This is a genomic window from Shinella pollutisoli (assembly GCF_024609765.1).
GTDB classification, from domain to species: domain Bacteria; phylum Pseudomonadota; class Alphaproteobacteria; order Rhizobiales; family Rhizobiaceae; genus Shinella; species Shinella pollutisoli.
The window spans coordinates 1-20,983 of the sequence record NZ_JANFDG010000047.1; the positions used below are offsets into that span (position 1 = coordinate 1).

The 20,983-nt window shown below is 67.8% G+C and carries 18 protein-coding genes; 10 read left to right on the top strand and 8 right to left on the bottom strand.

Annotated elements, in window-relative coordinates; translation table 11 throughout:
- Positions 1–53: 53 nt before the first annotated feature.
- Entirely contained in the window at positions 54–1,676 is a 1,623-nt protein-coding gene (locus tag NNZ72_RS24400; protein ID WP_257318277.1) for a GMC family oxidoreductase, read from the bottom strand.
- Between the two features lie 2 nt (positions 1,677–1,678).
- Complete coding sequence (locus tag NNZ72_RS24405) at positions 1,679–2,125, bottom strand: MaoC/PaaZ C-terminal domain-containing protein (RefSeq protein ID WP_257318278.1); 447 nt, start codon at positions 2,123–2,125, stop codon at positions 1,679–1,681.
- A 364-nt stretch (positions 2,126–2,489) separates the two neighbouring features.
- On the opposite strand from NNZ72_RS24405, the gene NNZ72_RS24410 reads away from it, so the two are divergent.
- The 9 genes from NNZ72_RS24410 to NNZ72_RS24450 all read left to right on the top strand — a co-directional run bounded on the left by NNZ72_RS24410 (position 2,490) and on the right by NNZ72_RS24450 (position 13,238).
- Positions 2,490–3,704 carry a CaiB/BaiF CoA transferase family protein gene (locus tag NNZ72_RS24410; RefSeq protein ID WP_257318279.1) on the top strand — a complete coding sequence of 405 codons (1,215 nt, stop codon included), beginning with the start codon at positions 2,490–2,492 and terminating at the stop codon, positions 3,702–3,704.
- Positions 3,704–4,522, top strand: coding sequence for a 3-ketoacyl-ACP reductase (locus tag NNZ72_RS24415; RefSeq protein WP_257318280.1), 819 nt, complete (start codon positions 3,704–3,706; stop codon positions 4,520–4,522). The genes NNZ72_RS24410 and NNZ72_RS24415 overlap by 1 nt, the downstream gene beginning before the upstream one ends.
- 55 nt (positions 4,523–4,577) lie before the next feature.
- On the top strand, positions 4,578–6,110 hold the full coding sequence (locus NNZ72_RS24420) for a sugar ABC transporter ATP-binding protein (protein WP_257318281.1): 1,533 nt from the start codon (positions 4,578–4,580) through the stop codon (positions 6,108–6,110).
- Between the two features lie 87 nt (positions 6,111–6,197).
- Entirely contained in the window at positions 6,198–7,181 is a 984-nt protein-coding gene (locus NNZ72_RS24425; protein ID WP_257318282.1) for an ABC transporter permease, read from the top strand.
- Between the two features lie 39 nt (positions 7,182–7,220).
- On the top strand, positions 7,221–8,153 hold the full coding sequence (locus tag NNZ72_RS24430) for a substrate-binding domain-containing protein (RefSeq protein ID WP_257318283.1): 933 nt from the start codon (positions 7,221–7,223) through the stop codon (positions 8,151–8,153).
- A 68-nt stretch (positions 8,154–8,221) separates the two neighbouring features.
- Positions 8,222–9,181: a dihydrodipicolinate synthase family protein gene (locus NNZ72_RS24435; protein WP_257318284.1), complete on the top strand. Its 960-nt coding sequence runs from the start codon at positions 8,222–8,224 to the stop codon at positions 9,179–9,181.
- A gap of 27 nt (positions 9,182–9,208) precedes the next feature.
- Entirely contained in the window at positions 9,209–10,015 is an 807-nt protein-coding gene (locus NNZ72_RS24440; RefSeq protein ID WP_257318285.1) for an enoyl-CoA hydratase-related protein, read from the top strand.
- 3 nt (positions 10,016–10,018) lie between these two features.
- Positions 10,019–11,647, top strand: coding sequence for a GMC family oxidoreductase (locus tag NNZ72_RS24445; RefSeq protein WP_257318286.1), 1,629 nt, complete (start codon positions 10,019–10,021; stop codon positions 11,645–11,647).
- A gap of 91 nt (positions 11,648–11,738) precedes the next feature.
- On the top strand, positions 11,739–13,238 hold the full coding sequence (locus NNZ72_RS24450) for an aldehyde dehydrogenase family protein (RefSeq protein WP_257318287.1): 1,500 nt from the start codon (positions 11,739–11,741) through the stop codon (positions 13,236–13,238).
- Positions 13,239–13,331: 93 nt separating this feature from the next.
- On the opposite strand, the gene NNZ72_RS24455 is transcribed toward NNZ72_RS24450, so the two are convergent.
- The 3 genes from NNZ72_RS24455 to NNZ72_RS24465 form a co-directional block, all read right to left on the bottom strand.
- The gene (locus NNZ72_RS24455) at positions 13,332–14,147 is read right to left on the bottom strand and encodes a Cof-type HAD-IIB family hydrolase (RefSeq protein WP_257318288.1); all 816 of its coding nucleotides are present in this window, start codon (positions 14,145–14,147) and stop codon (positions 13,332–13,334) included.
- A 77-nt stretch (positions 14,148–14,224) separates the two neighbouring features.
- The gene (locus NNZ72_RS24460) at positions 14,225–15,442 is read right to left on the bottom strand and encodes a D-arabinono-1,4-lactone oxidase (protein ID WP_257318289.1); all 1,218 of its coding nucleotides are present in this window, start codon (positions 15,440–15,442) and stop codon (positions 14,225–14,227) included.
- 84 nt (positions 15,443–15,526) lie between these two features.
- Entirely contained in the window at positions 15,527–16,408 is an 882-nt protein-coding gene (locus NNZ72_RS24465) for a transporter substrate-binding domain-containing protein (protein ID WP_257318290.1), read from the bottom strand.
- Between the two features lie 181 nt (positions 16,409–16,589).
- Here NNZ72_RS24465 and NNZ72_RS24470 point away from each other — a divergent pair, with 181 nt between their 5' ends.
- Complete coding sequence (locus tag NNZ72_RS24470; RefSeq protein WP_257318291.1) at positions 16,590–17,969, top strand: flavin monoamine oxidase family protein; 1,380 nt, start codon at positions 16,590–16,592, stop codon at positions 17,967–17,969.
- A 68-nt stretch (positions 17,970–18,037) separates the two neighbouring features.
- Here the strand turns inward: NNZ72_RS24470 and NNZ72_RS24475 are convergent, their stop codons facing one another.
- From NNZ72_RS24475 to NNZ72_RS24485, 3 genes are all read right to left on the bottom strand, one after another.
- Positions 18,038–18,685: a GntR family transcriptional regulator gene (locus tag NNZ72_RS24475; protein WP_257318292.1), complete on the bottom strand. Its 648-nt coding sequence runs from the start codon at positions 18,683–18,685 to the stop codon at positions 18,038–18,040.
- A gap of 107 nt (positions 18,686–18,792) precedes the next feature.
- Complete coding sequence (locus NNZ72_RS24480; RefSeq protein WP_257318293.1) at positions 18,793–19,839, bottom strand: Gfo/Idh/MocA family protein; 1,047 nt, start codon at positions 19,837–19,839, stop codon at positions 18,793–18,795.
- Between the two features lie 27 nt (positions 19,840–19,866).
- On the bottom strand, positions 19,867–20,898 hold the full coding sequence (locus NNZ72_RS24485) for an Ldh family oxidoreductase (RefSeq protein ID WP_257318294.1): 1,032 nt from the start codon (positions 20,896–20,898) through the stop codon (positions 19,867–19,869).
- Between the last annotated feature and the right edge of the window lie 85 nt (positions 20,899–20,983).

Sequence of the window (20,983 nt, forward strand, 5' to 3'; positions counted from 1 at the left end):
CAGACAAGAACCCCCTTCAGCCCAAACTTCAAACATGCAGCTTGACAAAACCATTAGGCTGCCCCCTGCATCTGCATGCGGTTGCCGAGAATCATGTCGGCGGCCCGCTCGGCGATCATGATGGTGGTGGCGTTGGTGTTGCCGGAGACGAGCTGCGGCATCACCGAGGCGTCGGCGATACGCAGCCCTTCCACGCCGCGCACGCGCAGGCGCGTGTCGACGACCGAGGCCTCGTCCTCGCCCATCCGGCAGGTGCAGGAGGGATGGTAGCCGGTGCGCGACGCCTTGCGCACGAAGGCTTCCAGATCGGCGTCGCTCTCGGTTTGCGCACCCGGATAGTGCTCGCGCACGAGATAGCGGCTGATGGCGTCCTGCTCCATGATCTTGCGGCCGAGCTTGATGCTGGCGATCGTGCCGGCCAGATCGTCCGGATGCGACAGGAAGTTCGGATCGATGACCGGATGATCCCCGGCGCGGGCCGACCTGAGGGTGACGGTGCCGCGCGACTTCGGCCGAACCAGGTAGGCGTTCAGCGTGCAGCCAGCGCCGCCCGGGATGTCGGGCACGCCCTCGTCGACGCCGGCGCCGGCGAGGAAGTGGAACTGGACGTCCGGCAGCCCTTCCTTCGGCCCGCTCCACCAGAAGCCGCCGGCCTCCACGATGTTCGACGTGACCGGCCCGGAGCGGAACAGCGCGAACTGCATGCCGGCCCAGGCCTGCCAGTGGAGCTTCTTGTACTTGTCGTAGCTGTTGGCGTTCGCCACTTCGTAGACGAGGAAGATGTCGAGGTGATCCTGCAGGTTCCGACCGATATCCGGGCTGTCGCGCACGACGTCGATGCCGTGCGCCTTGAGGTCCGCGGCCGGGCCGATGCCCGACAGCATGAGGAGCTTCGGCGTCCCGATCGCCCCGGAGGTGAGGATCACCTCGCGGTTGGCGCGGATCGTCCTGGCGGTGCCGCCGATATCGGCCTCGACGCCGGTCGCGCGGTTGTTCTCGAGGATGACGCGGCGGGCCTGCGCGCGGGTGACGACGCGCAGGTTCGGGCGCTTCAGGGCGGGCCGGAGGTAGCAGTTCGCCGCGCTCGACCGGCGCCCGGCGCGGTTGGTCACCTGATAGAGCCCGCTGCCGGCCTGGTTGCCGGAGTTGAAGTCGCGGTTCGGCGGAATGCCGGCTTCCTGGCAGGCCTGGATCCAGGCGTGCGACAGGGGGCTGACATAGGACGGATCGGAGACGAGGAGCGGACCGTCGATGCCGTGGGTCTCGCCGGCGAGGCTCTGGTTGCCTTCCGCCCGCTTGAAATAGGGCAGGACGTCGTCATAGCCCCAGCCCGTGCAGCCGTGCGTGTCGCGCCAGCCGTCGAAATCCTGCGGATTGCCGCGGATGTAGACCTGCGCGTTGATGGAGCTGCCGCCGCCGATGACGCGCGCCTGCGCGTAGGGCAGGCGGATGTCGCCCTGGTGCTTCTGCGGCGCCGTCTCGAAGCCCCAGGTGAAGTTCGGCCCGGTCGTCTTGTAGTAGGCGACCGGCAGGTGGATGTAGGGGCTCGTGTCGCGGTTGCCCGCTTCGAGGAGGATCACGCTGCAGGCCGGATCGGCGCTGAGGCGCGCTGCGAGCGCGCAACCCGAGCTGCCCCCGCCGACGATGACGAAATCCGCCGACATAGGTTCTGCCATGGTCATCGCTCCGTCTTCCCGACCCATTTGAGGATGTGGGTGGCAATGGCCACCGTCTCGCCGCGCTGGTTGACGACCTGGATGTCGGCGGTGGACCGGCGTCTGGCCTCGTCGATCGCGGTGATCCGGTAGCGGACCGTCACCGTGTCGCCGAAGAACACCGGGCCGAGGAAGCGCACGCGGTCGTAGCCGAGCGAGACGGGCGTCTCGCCCCTGCCGTGTCCGTCCCGCGACTGCTCGACCATCATGCTCGACGTCGTCGACATGAAGCCGACGACCAGCGCGCCGTGGGCGATGCGCTGCCCGTACGCGGAGCTTTCCATCAGCGCCTGGTTGACGTGGACGGGCGCCAGGTCGCCGGTGATGCCGGCGAAGAGATAGACGTCCGTCTCGCCGACCGTCTTGGAAAAGGAGACGCTGTCTCCGACGGAAACGTAGAATTCGCTCAAGGCACCCCTCCCGCTAACGCCATGCCGGCCCGATCCACGGCATCGGCAAATTTATAGAAAACGTTTTCTCATGCTGATCCCGCGATGTCAATTGTAATCATGTACCGGGGCGAGGGCGGCCACATCCGTATATACTATCCGGGAAGCAATGGGAGATATGGAATAATCCATTGATAAAAAGCATTATTTCATGAAATGTCATGCTCTTCGCCGTGCATGGCGCCGATCCTGCCGCCGGGGTCCCGGCCACAATAATCCGCTCGCGCCGCAGAAAGGTGTTGACTCGGATCGGCGCAAGTGAGAAAACGATTTCTAAGAACGGTTCGCCCCCGACCGAGGGGTTGGGCAGGCCGGGAGGAGACTTATGCTTTTAAACGGAATCAAGGTCGTCAGCTTCTGCCACTTCCTGCAGGGGCCGGCGGGCGCCCAGTATCTCGCGGACATGGGCGCGGATGTCGTCAAGGTCGAGCCGATCCTCGGCGCCCATGAGCGCCACTGGTCCGGCGCCGACGTCTTCGTCGAGGGCATAAGCGGCTTCTATCTCTGCGCCAACCGCAACAAGCGCTCGATCGGCATCGACCTGAAGTCGGAGGGCGGCCGCCAGGTGGCGGCGCGCCTCATCGCCGAGGCCGACGTCGTCATGGAGAATTTCCGTCCCGGCGTCTTTGCGCGGCTGGGATTCGATGATGCGGAGCTTCGCCGCCTGAACCCGAAGCTGATCTTCGCCTCGGCGAGCGGCTACGGCTCGAGCGGGCCGATGGCCGCCCGCCCGGGACAGGACCTCCTCATGCAGGCGGCCTCCGGCCTGATCAGCGTGACGGGCGCGCCGGAGCGCGGCAACACGCCGGCCGGCGCCGCGGTGGTCGACCAGCACGGCGGCGCCCTGCTGGCCATAGGCATCCTCGGCGCCCTGCTCCGCCGCGAGCGGGAGGGCAAGGGCACGCGCGTCGAGGCGAGCCTGATAAACTCGGCGATCGACCTGCAGACCGAGCCCCTCGTCAACTATTTCGCCGGCGGCATCACGCAGGAGAAGATGCAGCGCGAGCGCAACCTCGCGACGTGGTTCCATGCGGCCCCCTACGGCGTCTATCCGGCGAAGGACGGCCAGGTGGTGATCTCGCTGTGCAGCGACGAGACCCTGGCCGAGGCGCTCGACAGCGACGAGCTGCGCGGGATCGTCGGCCTCGACCGCTACGAGGAGCGCGACGTCGTCGCCCGCGCCGTGCGCGAGGCCACCGCCCGCTACACCGTCAGGGAACTCTCCGAGCGCTTCGACAAGCATGGCATCTGGTATTCGCCGGTCAACACCTATGACGACCTGCTCGACCATCCGCAGCTTGCCCACATGGAGGTGTTCCGCAAGATCACCGTCCGCGGCAGGACGGTGCATCTGGTCAACCACCCCAACCGCTACGACGGCCAGGTGCCGGAGCTGCGCGTGCTGGCGCTCGAGATCGGCGAGCACACGCGCGAGATCATGCGCGACCTCGGCTATTCGGCCGCCGAGATCGAGGGGCTGATCACCGCGGGCGCCGTCGTCTCCTCCCGTTCCGGCGACCAAATGGATGAGGCCGTCTGATGCATGGCACCGTGGAAACGAGCCCGAAGGAACGCAAGCCGGACGGTCCGGCGCTCGGCGTGGCGCTGGTCACCGGCGGCCGGCGGGGCATCGGCCGCGCCATATGCCTGGAGCTCGCGGGCCGCGGCTTCGACATCGCCTTCGTGGACTGGGTCGAGGACGAGAACGTCGGCGAGACGATCGCGCTCCTGGCGGGCACGGGACGCCGCGCGGCCTTCTTTCCGCTCGACATCTCGAGCATCGACCGGCACGACGCGGTCGTCGCGCGGATCTGGGAGGAATTCGGGCCGATCACCTGCCTGGTCAACAATGCCGGCATCCAGGTCTCCGTGCGCGGCGACATGCTGGAGGTCGACGAGGCGGAGTTCGACCGGCTCGTCTCCGTCAACCTGCGCGGCACGTTCTTCCTGACGCAGGCCGTGGCGCGGCGGATGCTCGCCGCGGCGGCGCCCGGGGTCGAGCGGTCGATCATCACGATCACCTCGGCCAACGCGCATCTCGTCTCGCCGGAGAAGGCCGCCTACTGCATCTCGAAGGCGGGCCTGTCGATGGCCGTGCAGGCCTTCGCCGTGCGGCTCGCCGAGAGCGGCATCCGCGTCCACGAGATCCGGCCCGGCCTGATCGAGACGGACATGACGGCGGAGGTCTACGACCGGTACTCGCCCGGCATCCTGAACGGCGAACTGTGCGCCCTGCGACGATGGGGGGAGCCCTCGGACATCGCCTGCGCCATTGCGACGCTCGCGACAGGCGGCATGCCCTACAGCACCGGCGATATCTACAATATCGGCGGCGGCATGCAGATACCGCGCCTTTGAGAGGCTTTTTTTGGAGCGCCGGAGAAATCGATTTCTCCGGGCGCGGGAGAGAGCGATGAATGCGATCGTAGGCGTTTCAGCGGAGAAGCCCGTCACCTCGGCGGCGGATGTCTTCCTCGAGATGAACGGGATCGAGAAATCCTTCCCGGGCGTGAAGGCGCTGCAGGGCGTGTCCTTCTCCGTCGGCCGCGGCGAGGTCCACGGCCTGGTCGGCGAGAACGGCGCCGGCAAGTCGACCCTGATGAAGATCCTCTCCGGCGCCTATCACGCCGACGCGGGCACGCTCGTGCTTTCCGGCGAGACGATCACGGCGCCGACGCCGGCATCGATGATCGACCGCGGCGTCGCCGTCATCTACCAGGAATTCGCGCAGGCCGAGCATCTCTCCGTCGCGGAGAACATCTTCATGAACCGCCTGCCGCGCAACCGTTTCGGCCGGATCGACTGGAAGACGGCGTCGCGCGAGGCCATGCACGCCATGGACCGGCTCGGCTTCTGCATCGATCCGCGCCGCCTGGTCGGCAGCCTCAGCGTCGCCCAGCGGCAGATGGTCGAGATCGCCCGGGCGATCTCCCGCAATGCCCGGCTGATCGTCCTCGACGAGCCCTCCGCGGTGCTCGGCGACACCGAGCTCGAGAAGCTCTTCCGCACCATCCGCACGCTCCAGGCGGAAGGCGTCGCCTTCATCTATATCTCGCATCGCCTGAAGGAGGTGTTCGAGCTCTGCCAGAAGGCGACGGTGCTGCGCGACGGCAAGCTCGTCTCCACGCGGCCGATCGCCGAATGGACGACCGACAGCCTGATCCAGTGCATGGTCGGCCGGCCGATCGCCGACTACTTCCCGCAGCGCAACGCCCGGCCCGGCGAGGAGGTCCTCGGCGTCTCCGGGCTTTCCCGCGGCAAGGCCCTGAAGAACGTCAGCCTCTCGCTCCGGAAAGGGGAGATCGTCGGCATATGCGGGCTTGCGGGCGCGGGCCGGTCGGAGCTCCTGCGCGCCATCGTCGGCAGGGACCCGATCGAAGGCGGCGAGATCCGGCTGCACGGGAAGGTGCGCAGGATCGCCTCGCCGCGCAAGGCGATCTCGCTCGGCATCGGCTTCGCGCCGGAGGACCGCAAGACCGAGGGCCTGTTCCTCTCCCAGTCGGTCCGGTTCAACGTCACCATCTCCAGGCTCGGCAATTTCGGCAGCACCGCCAGGCTGAACCTCGGCAAGGAGCGCGTATCGGTCCGCGACTACGTCCGGCGCCTGCGCGTGAAGACGCCGGAGATCGACACCGCGATCGGAACGCTTTCCGGCGGCAACCAGCAGAAATGCGTGATCGCCAAGCAGCTGAACGCCAGGTGCGACGTCCTGCTCATCGACGAGCCGACGCGCGGCGTGGACGTGGGCGCGCGGCGGGAGATCTACGAGCTGCTCGTCGACCTGGTCGAGCGCGAGGGCCTCGCGGTGCTGATGGTCTCGTCCGAGCTGCCGGAGATCATCGGCATGTGCGACCGCATCCTGGTGATGCGGGAAGGGGAGATCGCGGCGGAGCTTCCCCGCGGCGCCTCCGAGGAAGAGATCATGAAACATGCAACCTTCAACTAGGCGCGCGCCGCCCGCCGGGCGGCACGGCGCGGATGCAGCAGGAGCGCCTCGCGCCGCGCCGCTGCGGGACAATCGGGAGGACTGACAATGGCGAGCCCAAACACGATGATCGAAACCGAAGAACGACGTTTCCGGCTGGCTCTGCCGAAGGGGGCGGGGCTGATCTGGGTGCTCGCCGGCCTCTGCATCCTGGCGACGCTGCTGTCGTCGTCCTTCCTCAACCCGGTCAACGTCATGAACGTGATGCGCCAGGTCGCGCTGTTCGGCATCGTCAGCGTCGGCATGACCTTCGTCATCCTGACCAAGGGCATCGACCTGTCGGTCGGCTCGATCCTCGGCGTGTGCGCGGTCACCACGGCGCTGCTCCTCGTCGGCGGCTGGCCGGTCGCCGCCGTGGTGCCGCTCGTGCTGCTCATCGGCGTGTGCATGGGCGCCCTGAACGGGCTCGGCATCACGCTGGGCGGCATCCCGCCGTTCATCATGACGCTCGGCATGATGGTGATGGGGCGCGGCCTGGCGCTGACGCTGGCGAACGGCCAGCCGGTCGGCCTCGGCGCCCGCGCGGCCGATTTCATGTGGCTCGGACGCGGCGCCATGCTCGGCGTTCCCGTGCCGGTCTGGATCTTCGCCGCGGTCGCCGCGATCGCCATCTACGTCCTGCGCTACACCGCCTACGGCCGGCAGATCTATGCCGTCGGCTCCAATGCCGAGGCGGCCCATCTGTCGGGCATCGACGTCGGCCTGGTCACCTTCAGCGTCTATGTCGTCAGCGGTTTCCTGGCGAGCCTGACGGCGATCATCTTCGTGTCCCGCCTGACGGTCGGCGAGCCGACCGCCGGCACCGGCATCGAGCTGGAGGCGATCGCCATCACCGTGATCGGCGGCACCAGCCTTTTCGGGGGAGAGGGCGGGATCCTCGGCACGATCATCGGCGCGGGAATCCTCGCCGTTCTCGCCAACATCATGAATTTGCTTGGGATTTCACCATTCACCCAGCAGATCGTCAAGGGCGCCATCATCATCGGGGCGGTGCTTTACGAAATGCTGAGAAAGCGCCGTGCGCGGCACTGATCTCGGCTTCCCGAAGAAATGACAACGGAGGAGAGTGCAATGAAGAAGAGAGAATTCCTGAAGACCGTGCTCATGGCCGGCAGCGCGATCGTGCTCGCGACCCAGGTGATGGCGCAGGAGAAGATCAAGATCGGCTTCAGCCAGGGGACGATGAACCATCCGTGGCGCGTCGCCATGGTGGAGGGCAACAAGGCCTATGCCGAGCAGAACCTGCCGGATGTCGAGCTGATCGTCACGGACGGGCAGAACGACTCCTCCAAGCAGGTGACCGACGTCGAGTCGCTGATGGCGCAGGGCATCCAGGTCCTGATGATCAGCCCGCTCACGTCCGACGCGCTGACGCCCGTCGTCGCCGACGCGATGGCGGCCGGCATCAAGGTCGTGACGCTCGACCGCAAGGTCAACACGGACGTCACCGTCCATGTCGGCGCCGAGAACAAGCCGATCGGTCTGGCGGCCGGCAAGTTCATCGGCGAGAAGCTGGGCGGCAAGGGCAAGATCATCGAGCTGCAGGGCACGGGCGGCGCCTCGGCGACGGTCGACCGGCACGACGGCTTCGTGGAGGCCCTCGAGGGCACGGAACTCGAGATCGTCGCCACGCAGAACTGCGACTTCCTGCGCGAGAACGCCGTGAAGTTCATGGAAGACCAGCTCCAGCGCTTCGGGCCCGGCGAGATCCAGGCCGTCTACGCGCACAACGACGAAATGGCGCTCGGTGCCATCCAGGCGCTCGAAGCCGTCGGACGCCTGAACGAGGTGGTGGTCGTCGGTATCGACGGCCAGAACAATGCCTACGAAGCCATCAAGGCCGGCAAGCTGGCGGCGAGCTTCACCTATCCCTTCGTCGCGCCGGAAGGCATCGAGGTCGCCTACAAGGTGGCCAAGGGCGAAGCGGTGGAGAAGGAGATCGTCCTTCCTGGCAAGCAGGTGGACGCCTCCAACATCGACGAGATGCTCGGCAAGGGCTTCTGATTTTTCGAGGACGGACCGCCCCGGCGTCGTGCCGGGGCGGCCCGTGACAGCAACGACAGGAGATGACGATGAGTGACCGCAAATTCGAGCCGAAGGGCGTGATCCCGGCCTGCCTGATGCCGTTCAATGCCGACATGAGCATCAACGAGCCGGCCTACCGGGCGCATCTGAAGGACATCGCCTCGGTCACCGGCATCGCGGGCATCACGATCAACGGCCACGCGGCCGAGGTCCATGCGCTGACGATCGAGGAGCAGAAGCGCGCGGTCGTCGTCACCAAGGAGGTCCTCCAGTCGGACGTCGCGACCATCGTCGGCATCTGCACCGAATCCAGCCTCGAGGCCGGCAGGCTCGCCGCCTACGCGCAGAAGGAGGGAGCGGACGGCCTTCTCGTCTTCCCGCCGGCCTTCATGTCGCTCGGCGGCCATCTTCGCCCCGAGATGACCCAAGAGCATCTGCGCCATATCACCGAGGCGTCCGATCTTCCGATCATCCTGTTCCAGTTCCCGCTCGCCTCGCAGCTCTCCTATCCGCTCGACACGCTTCTCGAGCTCTGCCGCCGCTTCCCGACGATCCGCGCCATCAAGGACCAGATCGGCGACGGCAACCGGCACGAGCGGCAGATCCGCGAGCTGCACGCGCTCGACCGGCCCGTCTACACGCTGACGACGCACAGCGCCTGGCTTCTCGGCTCGCTCGCCATGGGATGCGACGGCCTGCTCTCCGGTGCCGGCAGCGTCATCGCCGACCTCCAGGTCGCCTTGTTCAACGCGGTGCAGGCGGGCGACCTCAACGCCGCGCGCGCGATCAACGACCGCATCTACCCGACCGTGCGCGCCTTCTACGACGATCCGCTTCTCGACATGCACAACCGCATGAAGGAGGCGCTGGTGCTGCTCGGCCGCATGGACGAGGCCCATGTCCGCCCGCCGCTGATGAAGCCGTCGGCCGCCGAGATCGAAAAGATCGGCCGCATGATGCAGCTTGCTGGCCTTACGTCGGAAAACGTTTACAGATATGCCGCCTGAGGAAGCGGGATCGAAAGGGAGGCAGCGATGGAGACGGCCGTAGCCGGCAGTTCGCAGACGCAGGCACGACTCGTGCTGGCCGAGACGCCGGCGCCGGGCGTGCGGCTCCTGACCCTGAACCGTCCGGAGAAGCTCAACGCGCTGTCGAAGCAGCTCCTCGCCGAGCTGCAGGCCCATCTCGACGAGGCCGCCGCCGACCGGGACGTCGGCTGCGTGATCGTCACCGGCAACGGCCGCGCCTTCGCCGCGGGCGCCGACATCACCGACATGCTGGAACGCGGGGTCGAATCCTATGTCGATCCCGGCCGGCTCGCCGTCTGGGCCTCCATCGAGGCCTTCCCGAAGCCGCTGATCGCCGCCGTCAACGGCTATGCGCTCGGCGGCGGCCTGGAGCTGGCGCTGCTGTGCGACATCGTCGTCGCGTCCTCGGCGGCGCGCTTCGCCACGCCGGAGATCAGGATCGGCTCGTTTCCGGGCGACGGCGGCACGCAGCGGCTGCCGCGCATCGTCGGAAAGTCCTTCGCCATGCAGATGGTGCTGACGGGGATGATGGTCGATGCCGCGCTGGCCGAGCGCAAGGGCATGGTCTCCGAAGTCGTGGAGCCGGATGCCCTGCTGGCGCGGGCGATCGAGATCGGCGGCGAGATCGCGGCGATGTCCGTCGCCATCACCCCCTATGCGAAGCGCGCGGTGAACGCGGCGTTCGAGCTGCCGCTGGCGCGGGGAATCGAGGAGGAACGCAGGCTGACGGTGGAGGCATTCGCCACCGAGGACCGCGTCGAGGGGTTGCGCGCCTTCAAGGAAAAGCGGGCACCGCAGTTCAAAGGGAGATAGAGGATGGCGCAATCCGTCTGGGACTATATCGTCGTCGGAGCCGGCTCGGCCGGCTGCGCCCTTGCAAGCCGGCTCTCGGAAGACGGTCGGACCCGCGTCCTGCTCCTGGAAGCGGGAAGCCGCGACTGGAACCCGATGATCCACATGCCCGGCGGGCTGGGGAAGCTGTTCGGCCCGGGCGTCAACTGGCGCTTCTACACCGTTCCGCAGAAGCACCTCGACAACCGCGAGGTCTGGTATCCGCAGGGCAAGACGCTCGGCGGCTCCAGCTCCATCAACGCGATGATCTATATCCGCTGCCAGAAGGAGGACTACGACAACTGGGCGGCGCTCGGAAACGACGGCTGGTCCTATGAGGACGTCCTGCCCTACTTCCGGCGGGCGGAGGACAACGACCGCCTCGCCGACCGCTATCACGGGCACGGCGGGCCGCTCTGGGTTTCCGACCAGATCGGGCCGCATCCCGTCACCCGCGCCTTCGTCAAGGCGGTCCAGCAATACGGCCTGCCCTACAATCCGGACTTCAACGGCGAGACCATGTACGGCGCGGGCCTCTACCAGGTGACCTGCCGCCACGGGCGCCGGCGCTCGGCGGCGGTCTCCTACCTCCGGCCGATCAGGGACCGGAAGAACCTGACGATCGAGACGCATGCGCGCGTCACGCGGATCGTCGTCGAGAACGGGCGCGCGGTGGGCGTCGAGCTCTCCGACGGCCGGTCGCGGCGCGTCGTGCGGGCGGAGCGGGAGGTCGTCGTCTCGGCCGGCGCGCTCAATTCGCCGCGGCTCCTGATGCTGTCGGGCATCGGCGACGCCGACGAGCTGAAGGCGGTCGGCATCGATCCCGTCCATCATCTGCCGGGCGTCGGCAAGAACCTCCAGGACCATCTGTGCACGAACGTCCATGTGCAGACGAAGGAGCGCATTACCTATGACGGGCACGACAGGTTCCCGCGCTCCGTGCTGCACGGCCTGCAATGGCTGCTCTACCGGACCGGCCCGGTCTCCTCGGTGATCGTCGAGGGCGGCGGCTTCTTCCAGACCGAGGGCGAGGCGACGCCGAACCTCCAGATCCACATCGCGCCGGCGACCGTGGTGCGCGGCGGGCAGTCGACGATCGACGGCCACGGCTTCACGGTCAACTCGACCTTCCTGCGCCCGCGCAGCCGCGGCTCCATCCGCCTGAGATCGGCCGACCCGGCCGACCAGCCGCTGATCGACCCGAACTATCTCGACGATCCCTACGACCGCGAGATGGCGCTGCGCTCGGTGCGGATCATCCGCGAGGTCCTGAAGCAGGACGCCATCGCGCCCCTCATCGCCCACGAGCGCCTGCCGGGCGACGACGCGGTGACCGACGAGCAGATCATGGCCTATGTCCGCCAGTACGCCTGCTGCGACTATCACCCGGTCGGGACCTGCAAGATGGGCAACGACGACCAGGCGGTGGTGGATTCCGAGCTCCGGGTGCACGGCCTGTCGGCGCTGCGCGTGGTCGATTCCTCCATCATGCCGGTGCTGACCAGCGGAAACACCAATGCGCCGACCATCATGATCGGCGAGAAGGGGGCGGACATGATCCTCGGCAAGGCCGCCGCGTCCCCCCGCAAGCCGGTGCTCGCGCGTTCCGCCTAGCCGCGACCGCTGCCGCACTGTACGACCGCATCATCAGGCGCGAGGACGGCCCGTAACGGGACCGCGCCGCGCCAGCCAAAGGAGACGACCAATGGACCATGCAACCGCATTCGCCGCCGTTCCCGAAACCGTGCGGGAGTTCGGGTTCTTCATCGACGGCACCTGGCGCGATACGGCGGGCCGCGACACGCTGCTGCGGTCGAGCCCCGGCTACGGCAGGGACGTCTCGCGCGTGACGCTCTGCACGCGCGCGGATCTCGACGAGGCTGTCGCGGCCGCCCGGGCCGCCTTCAAGCGGCGCGTCTGGTCGGGCATCGGCGGCGCCGAGCGGGCGGCCGTCCTGCTGCGGGTCGCCCGCGCGATCCGCGCCCGCGTCGAGGAGCTCGCCTTCTGGGAGACGCTCGAGACCGGCAAGCCGATCTCCCAGTCGCGCGCCGAGATCAACGACGCCGCGGGTCATTTCGAATATTGCGCCGGGCAGGCGCAGTCGCTCTCGGGCGAGACCTTCAACAACCACGGCGACGACATGTTCGGCGTCGTGACGCGCGAGCCGGTCGGCGTCGTCGGGCTCATCAATCCCTGGAACTTCCCCTTCATCGTGCTCGCCGAGCGGCTTCCCTACATTCTCGCCTCGGGCAATTCCGTCGTCGTCAAGCCGTCCGAGATGACCTCCGCCACCACCCTCATGTGCGCGGACATCCTGAAGGAATCGGGCCTGCCCGACGGCGTCTACAACGTCGTGACGGGGACCGGCCCCGAGGTCGGGCAGGCGATCGCCGAGCACCGCGACATCGACATGGTGTCCTTCACCGGCTCGACCCGGACGGGCGAAGCCGTGCTGAAGGCGAGTGCCGCCAACTTCAAGAAGGCGAGCCTCGAGCTCGGCGGCAAGAACCCGCAGATCGTCTTCGCCGACGCCGATCTGGAGGATGCCGCCGACGGCGTCGCCTTCGGCCTCTGCTTCAATGCCGGCCAGTGCTGCGTCAGCGGCAGCCGCCTCGTCGTCGAGGAATCCGTCGCCGAGCGGTTCAAGGCGCTCGTCGTCGAAAAGCTCTCGAAGGTGAAGCTCGGCGACTGCCTCGATCCCGAGACGCAGCTCGGCGCGATCGTCTCCGAGCAGCATTGCGACAAGATCCTCGGCTACGTGGACCTCGGCAGGCAGGAGGGAGCGGACGTCGTCTGCGGCGGGGAACGGGTCTCCGTCTCCGGCGGCCGCTTCGTCGCCCCGACCCTCCTTGCCGGCGTGCGCAACGACATGCGCGTCGCCCGCGAGGAGATCTTCGGCCCCGTCCTCTGCCTGATGACCTTCAGGACCGTCGAGGAGGCGCTGGAGATCGCCAACGATTCTCCCTACGGCCTTGCCGCCAGCATCTGGACGAAGGACATCGACAAGGCCCTGCGCGTCATGCGCGGCGTGCAGGCGGGGCGCACCTGGGTCAACACCACGATCGCCGGCGGCCCGGGCCAGCCGCTCGGCGGCTTCAAGCAGTCGGGCATCGGCCGCGAGGGCGGACGGATGGGCGTCGAGGAATATACCGAGGTCAAGTCCGTCCACATCGCGATCGGCAAGCGTACCCCCTGGGTGAAGTAAGCCCGCGATGGCGGGCCCCGTCGAGCCGGGACGCGTTCCTGCGCGCTCCTCGACGGGGCCGGGCCTTCCGTGAGAACGGGAGCGGCGGACGCCCTAGATCCGCCAGAGCGTTTGCGCGCAGTGGCGCAGCGCGACCGCGACCCCCGCCCGGCCGTTCGTCTCCGTCACCCATTTGGCGGAGCGCTTGACGCTGTCGGCGGCGTTGCCCATGGCGATCGGCATGCCGGCGACGGCGAACATGGAAAGGTCGTTTTCGGAATCGCCGATGGTGACCACGTTCTCCCGCGCGATGCCGAGCGACAGGCGGAGGCTTTCGACGGCATTGCCCTTGGAGACCGACCTGTGCGTGACCTCCAGGAAGTTGGCGTGGGAGTAGAGGCAGGAGAGGGTCTGCCCGAAGGCGCCGCGCAGTTCCTCCAGCACGGGCAGGGTCTGCGTGTCGGCAATGGCGAGGAGCTTGAGGATGGGCTCGCCGACCGCCAGCAGGTCGCCCTCGACGCAGGTCAGCCCGGTCTTGCCGAACTGGTGCGCTAGGATGTCGTTCAGACGGTCGACATAGACGTTCTCCGCGCCGTAGGCGGCGAGCGACACGCCCGCGCTGCGCGACCGGAGGACCAGCGCATGCAGCAGCTCCGGCGCGACGGTCCTGTCGTCTTCCGCGTCGTCGGCGCGCCAGACGCCCCGCTCCTGCTTCAGCGTCAGCGCCCCGCCGAAGCAGATCGCCGCATCGACGCCGCCGACGTCCTCCAGGATATGGAACACCGAACGCGGCGCGCGCGCCGTGGCGAGAGCCGTGAAGATGCCCTGCGAGCGCGCCCGCTGGATCTGCTCGCGCACCTGCGCGGGGACGGCGTAGTCGTCGGTGAGGATCGTTCCGTCGACGTCCATCGCAAGCAACCAGGAGGGCATGGCAATTCCTTGAGAAAACGATTTCTCTAGCTAGGCCGGGCCTTCCCGCGTGTCAAGCCGCCTTGGCCGCGCCGTCGCTAGCCGAACAGCGCCGCGAAGTGCGGATTGAGGAACAGGCCTTTCGGGTCGAGCTCCCGACGCACGGCGTCGAACCGCGCGAAGTCCGGATAGATCTCCCGCACGCGCGCGCGGTCGAGGAAGTGGAGCTTGCCCCAGTGCGGCCTTGCCGCATAGGGACGCAGGGCCTCGTCGACGGCCTTGAGGAAGGGCAGGTAGTTGCGGCCGATCTCCCCCGACACGGACAGGGAGGTGCTGTCCCGCCCGCCTTGCGCCGACAGGAAGGCACTGTCGGCCTTCTGCCACCGCACCTGCAGGGGCGAGATCTCGTCGGGAAACCTGCGCCGCATCAGGTCGCGCATCCTGTCGACGGCCTCGCGCGCGTCGCGGTCGGGGACCATGTATTCGAGCTCGTGGAACTCCGCCTCGGTCGTGCCGTCGGGATAGATGCGGTACGCCCGGTCGGTGCGCCGGTTGAGGGGCCCGGCGGGGCCGGTCAGCTCCTCCGGCCGCACCTCCCGCAGCAGCTTGACGAAGCAGTGGTCGGCCGGGACGTCGCCGAGCTTGTACATGTCGGCCGACCTGTCGGTCGGCATCCACCAGAAGGAGAAGTGCCGGTATTCGCTGAGGAGGTGGTCCCATTGCCGGATCACTTCGCTCATCGGCAGGATGACGTTCTCCTCCTTCAGGCCGTAGGCCGGAACGAGCTGGAGGCCGATGCGCAGCACCGGCCCGAGCAGCCCGACGGAGACCTGCGCGGCGCGGAGCCGATCCGGGTCGGAGCCGTCGATGTCGACCACCGCGCCCGTGCCGTCGATGATGCGCATGCCGGTCACGGCAGACGAGATGCAGCCGAAATTCCGGCCCGATCCCTTCGTGCCGGTGGCGACCGCGCCGGCGATCGACTGGACGTCGACGTCCCCCTGATTGGCGAGCGACAGGCCGTGCGCCCACAGGGGTTCGCCGAGCGATGCGATGGTGGAGCCGGCCCGGACCTCGGCGCGGCCGGCGTCGCGGTCCACCGCGATGATGCCGGAGAGCCCGGAAAGATCGACCAGCAGGCCGTCGGTCTCGACGATCGGCGTGAAGGAATGGCCGCTGCCGGAGACCCGCACGCGCTCGCCCTTCCGGATGGCGCCGGCGATGAGCGAGATCGCCTCGTCCTCGCTTTCCGGCCGGAGAATCCGGTCCGGCGAGAAGTTCTGGTTGCGGCCCCAGTTGGTCCATTGCTGCGCCATCGTCCGCCTCGTCCTCGATGTCTGGAACATGCGACCGGCATGCGCGCGGGTCGCGCGCATGCCGGTCCGGTTTTCAGGTGTAGCTCAGAAGCCGTATTTCGGCGGGGTGGAGCCTTCCTTGTAGATCACGGCCTCCTTGGCGGCGCCGTAGGCGGTGTCGTTCTTCTCGAGGATCTTCATGTATTCGCCCGACTGGATCAGGTGGTCGTAGGCGCCCTTGAGGGCCGCGAGAAGCTGCTCGGAATTCTCGTTGCGCGCGACGGCCGTCGCGGTCGGGCCGCCGCCGATCTCGCCCGAGGCGTCGAGGCCGGAATCCAGGTTGATCGCCTCCTGGGCGCCGCCGCGGTTGATCAGCACGCCTTCGACGCGGCCGCTGTTGAGCGCGAGGATGGCGTTGCTGATCGACGGGAAGGCGCTGATCGTCGGCTTGTTGTCGCCGCATTCGCCCGCCGCCTTGTTCAGCGTCTCGAGCTCGGCGGAGCCGGCCATGGCGCCGATCTGGTGCCCGCAGATCTCCGGCAGCGCCGTCGGCTTGTAGTCCTTGGCCTTCGACACGAGGAAGGAGCTGTAGTCCTGCCAGCTGGTCACGAAGTCGGCGACCTTGAGGCGCTCTTCCGTGACGTAGAATTCGCCGTAGGAGATGTCGTACTTGTTGGCCTGCAGGCCGGCGAGCGCTGCGGAGAAGGGAATGAGGCTGATCTCCGCCTTGAGGCCGAGGGTGTCGGCCACCGCGTTGGCGAGGTCGACGTCCATGCCCTTCAGCGCGTCGCCTTCCTTGTAGGCGAGCGGCTTGCCGACGTCGGGGACGGCGATGCGCAGGACGCCCGCGTCCTGGATCGACTTCGGCAGGAGGGCGGCCGCCGCATCCGATTTCTCGAGCGACTGGGCCTGGGCGGGGCCCAAGGAAAAGGCGCCGGCAGCGACGGCGGCGATCATGCCCAAAACTTTGCGTCTGTGTGTGGTCATCTCAGGTTCCCTCTAACGTATATTCTTGGCAATTCGCGGCGTATGCCACAACCGCTCGGTTGACATCGAAGTCTTACAGGTAATATATTACCGATTATCGACCGCATGACAAGGCCCTTTTCGCAGGAGCCGACGAAGCCACCACCGGGCGCGGCGATGAATGAAGGATCAGGGAACGAACATGAGTAATCCGGACTACGATGTCATTGTTATCGGCGGCGGTCCTTCGGGCCTTTCGGCAGCCTGGGAATTGCGGGAAAGGAAGGTCCTCGTCCTCGAGAGGTCGGACCGGCTCGGCGGGCGCCTCTATTCCGTGTCGCGCGGCGACTACTGGCTCAATCTCGGCGGGCATCTCTTTCCGCCGCCGGGCTCGCACATGCGCAACATTCTTCACTCGATCGGCCTCGACGTCATCTCGATCCCGGGCAACAAGTTCGCCATCTGCTGGGGCGGAAAGGTCTACAAGCCGAAGGCGGTCGCGTCCCTGCCGCTGACCATGTCGATGACGCTTTCGGAGCGGATCTCGCTCGCGTCCATCGGCATCCGCATGCTGAAGGCGGTCCGCGGCTGGCAGAAGGAGATGCTGCCGGTCCAGGGCGAGAGCAACGAGAAGCGCCGGGCCCGCGTCGCCCGCTACATGTCGGACATCAGTTTCAGGGACTTCATCGGCCGCGTCCCCAGGCGGGTCGAGGCCCTGTTCAGCTCGGCGGCGCGCCGTGCGGCGGCCGAGATGGAGGATCAGCATGCCGGCGTCGGCGTCTCGCTCTTCGGTGCCGTCTGGGCCGGCAAGGGCGATTCCATGGCGCTCAACCTGAACGGCGGCTCGGGCCGGTTCGGCGAGCGCATGATGGAACTGCTGGGAGACCGGGTGCGCTATCACACGACCGTCAAGTCGGTGAGGAAGGACGGCGATCTCGTCACCGTGACCTTCGAGACGGACGGCGTCGAGCAGACGGCCACCGCCGCGGAGGTCGTCGTGGCCGTGCCGGCGAACCAGGCCGCGTCGATCGTCGCCGACATCCCGGCGGACGTCCGCGCCACGCTCGAACGCGTGCAGTACGGGCCCTTCCCGACCATGGGCATCATCACCGACGAGACCGGGCCGATGCCGTATGACGACATCTACGCCATCACCACGCCGGACGCCTCCTTCGACATGTTCTTCAACCATGCGAACCCGCTGCGGACCGCGGGCACCCGCAAGCCGGGCGGCAGCCTGATGGTCTACAGCGGCGGCGCGCCGGCGCGGGCGATGCTGGAGAAGACCGACGAGCAGATCCGCGAGACCTACCTTGCGGACATCTACCGGATGTTCCCGCAGCTCAAGGGACACATCAAGGAGACCGTCGTCCAGCGCTGGATGCCGGGCAACACCTATCGTCCCGCGGGGTTCGACTTCGATCCCATGCTCGCCTATTGCGAGCGGGACGACGTCAACATCCATTTCGCCGGCGACTATTTCGCCGAGATCGGCAACATGGAGATCGCGACCGGGACCGGCCACGAGGCGGCGAAGCGGGCACGCGCGCGCCTGCTCAAGCGCGACCGGGCGTCCGCCTGAGGCTTCGCTCTCTGGAAGGCGGACGGGACGGTGCCGATGCGCCGTCCGCTTCCCGCTGCCGGAGGAAATCAGCCGGCCCATTCTCCGATCAGGTGGCTGAGGTGCGCGGTCATCAGCTTGGTGACGCGCTCCGCATCGCCGTCGATGAGGGCGTCGAGGATCGGCTTGTGCTCGGCCGCCGACTTGACGAGGTCGCCGCGGTCGGAAAGCGCGCGCAGCCCGTACTGGCGCGCCTGGTCGCGCAGGTTGGCGACGATCGCGGTCAGATGGTCGTTCTCCAGCATCTCCAGGAGGCCGATGTGGAAATCGCGGTCGCAGTTGAGGTAGCCGACGATGTCGCCCGCCTCGGCGCAGGCGACCATGTCGGCGGCGATCTTCTCGAATTCCGCAGCCCTTGCCGCCACCTTCTCCTTCATCGACGCGAGCCGCGCCATGGAGGGGATCTCGATCAGCACGCGCAGGTCGTAGACGTTCTGCCGCTCCTTCTCCGTCAGCGGCACCACGCGGAAGCCGCGGTTGCGGACGGTCTCCAGCAGGCCCTGGTTGACCAGCGTCAGCATGGCCTCGCGCACCGGGCTGTTCGACACGCCGAGCTCGGCGGCGATCGAGGCGGCGGAATAGATCTGGCCCGGCGCCAGGTCGCCGGACACCAGCCGCGTCTTCAACACCGCTAGCGCCTGATCACGCAGGTTCGTCTGTTGAAGATGGTTGTCCATTCCCGTCCTGTCAGATGGTTATCGATAACGTGCCGCGGGCAAGCGGCCTATCATTACCATACGAAGCGAATCCGGGGCAATGGCGGCCCCTTTCCGGCGGAAATCCGTCAGTCGGCGCCAATGGTCACCGTGTCGCCCGTCGCCGCGGACCGATAGATCGCGTCGACGACCCGCACCGAGCGGAGCGCGAGCGCGATCGAGGACGTCGTATCGGCACGCGACAGCAGGTTGCGGACGATCGCCTGCAACTGCCTGCGCTGCCCCTCCGTCGGGTAGTCGCGCGGATCGATCGGGTCGGCGAAGCTGAAGTCGGCGGGCACCTGCCGCGTCGCCGTCTCGCCGTCCACGCCGCGGAAGACGATCTGGTCGTGCTCGCCGTTGAGGATGATCGAGCCCTTGGTGCCGCAGATCGTCAGGAGGTGACGCAGCCCCGGAAAGGCGGCCGTCGACGCGGAGAACATGCCGAAGGCGCCGTTGGCGAAGGTCAGCAGCGCGACGGCGACGTCCTCCGTCTCGATCGCGTGGAAGGCGGTGCGGGCCTGGGCGCGGACGCTCGTGACGGGCCCGACGATATACTGGGCGAGGTCGATCAGGTGGGTCGCCTGGGTGATCACGCAGCCGCCGCCTTCCACCGCCTTCGTGCCGCGCCAGGCGTCCTTGCGATAGTAGTCGGGCGAGCGGAACTGGTTGTCGACGATGTTGACGAGAAGGATCTCGCCGAGCCTGCCGTCGGCGATGTCGCGCATCGCCTGACGCGCCGCCTCGGCGTAGCGGCGCTGGTAGATCACCTCCAGGCCGACGCCGGCCGCGCGGCAGGCGTCGACGATCTCGCGGGCGCGCGCCTCGCTGATTTCCAGCGGCTTCTCGACGACGACATGCTTTCCGGCCCGGGCGGCAGCGATTGCGTAATCGCGGTGGAGCCCGTTCGGCGTGGTGATGATGACGGCATCCATCTCCGGATCCGACAGAAAGGCGGCGAGATCGTCGTGGGCCGCCTCGATCCGGAAGGCCGCCGCGAAATCGCGGGCCTTGCGCCCGTCCCGCGCATGGACGGAGCGGATGACGCCCCCCTCGACGCGCGCCATCTCGCGTGCATGCGTCTCGGCCGCCACCCCAGCGCCGATCAGCCCGAACCGGATGAGCCTGCCTGTCATTGCGGCGTCCTCGGCATGACGGAAACCTCAGCCGGCAAAGGCCGGTTCGGGCAGGAGCTGCAACAGCTCCGCGTGGAGCTTGCGCGGGATCCGCATGCCGTTGCGAAGCGCGTTCCTGCGGGCCTCGAAGCGCCGCTGCGACGGCAGGCGCGCGCCCTGCGAGAGGATCGCGCCGAAGAGGGTCTCGGCCCGGTGGAGATTGTCCTTCAGCGCGCCGCCGAGGAAGACCGCCGGGTCGAAGACGACGATCAGCTCCCCGTGCAGGGGCGTGGCGCCGGCACCCGCGTCGGCGGCCTTCGATTCGAGGCTCAGCATGTCGCCGATGAGAATGCCGCCCAGAAGCTCCACCATGGCCGACAGCGCGGAGCCCTTGTGTCCGCCGAAGGTCAGCATGGCGCCCTCCAGCGCTGCGGCCGGATCGGTCGTGGCATCGCCCGAGGCATCGACGGCGAGGCCGGGCGCGATGTCGGTGCCGGCGCGCCGGTGCAGCTCGATCTCGCCGCGGGCCGTCGCGCTCGTGGCGAAGTCGAAGACGAAGGGGTCGGCCTCCGCGCGCGGCCAGGCGAAGGCGATCGGATTGGTGCCGAAGACGGGCCGGGTCCCGCCCGCCGGCGCGACCCAGCTATGGCTCGGCGTGAGCGCGAGCGCGGCGAAGCCCTGCCGGGCCAGCGGCTCGACCTCGGGCCACAGCGCGGAGAAGTGATGGCAATTGTTGATCGCGAGCGCCGCCATCCCCTGCACGCGGGCCTTATCGAGCGTCGGCCCGATGCCGTGTTCGTAGGCGAGGGAGGAGAAGCCGCGGTCCGCGTCGACCTTGACGATCGACGGCGCGAGGTCGACCACCCGGGGTTCCGCGGACTTGTTGATGCGGCCGGTCGCGACCGAGTGCACGCAGCCCAGGAGGCGGTAGAGCCCGTGCGAGTGGCAGTCGTCCTGCTGCGCCCGGACGATCACCCTGGTGACCGCCTCGCATTGCCGCTCGCTCAGTCCCGTCGCGCGCAGGATGTCCCGGCTGAGCGTCGTCGCGTCTTCGATCGATAGGGTTACGAGGTCCGTCATGATGTCTTTTCACCCGAAGGCATTCAGAGAGGCCGGGATGGCCGGAAAGGCCGGCGGCGCGGCGGGCCTCCGCCGCGCCGCCGCA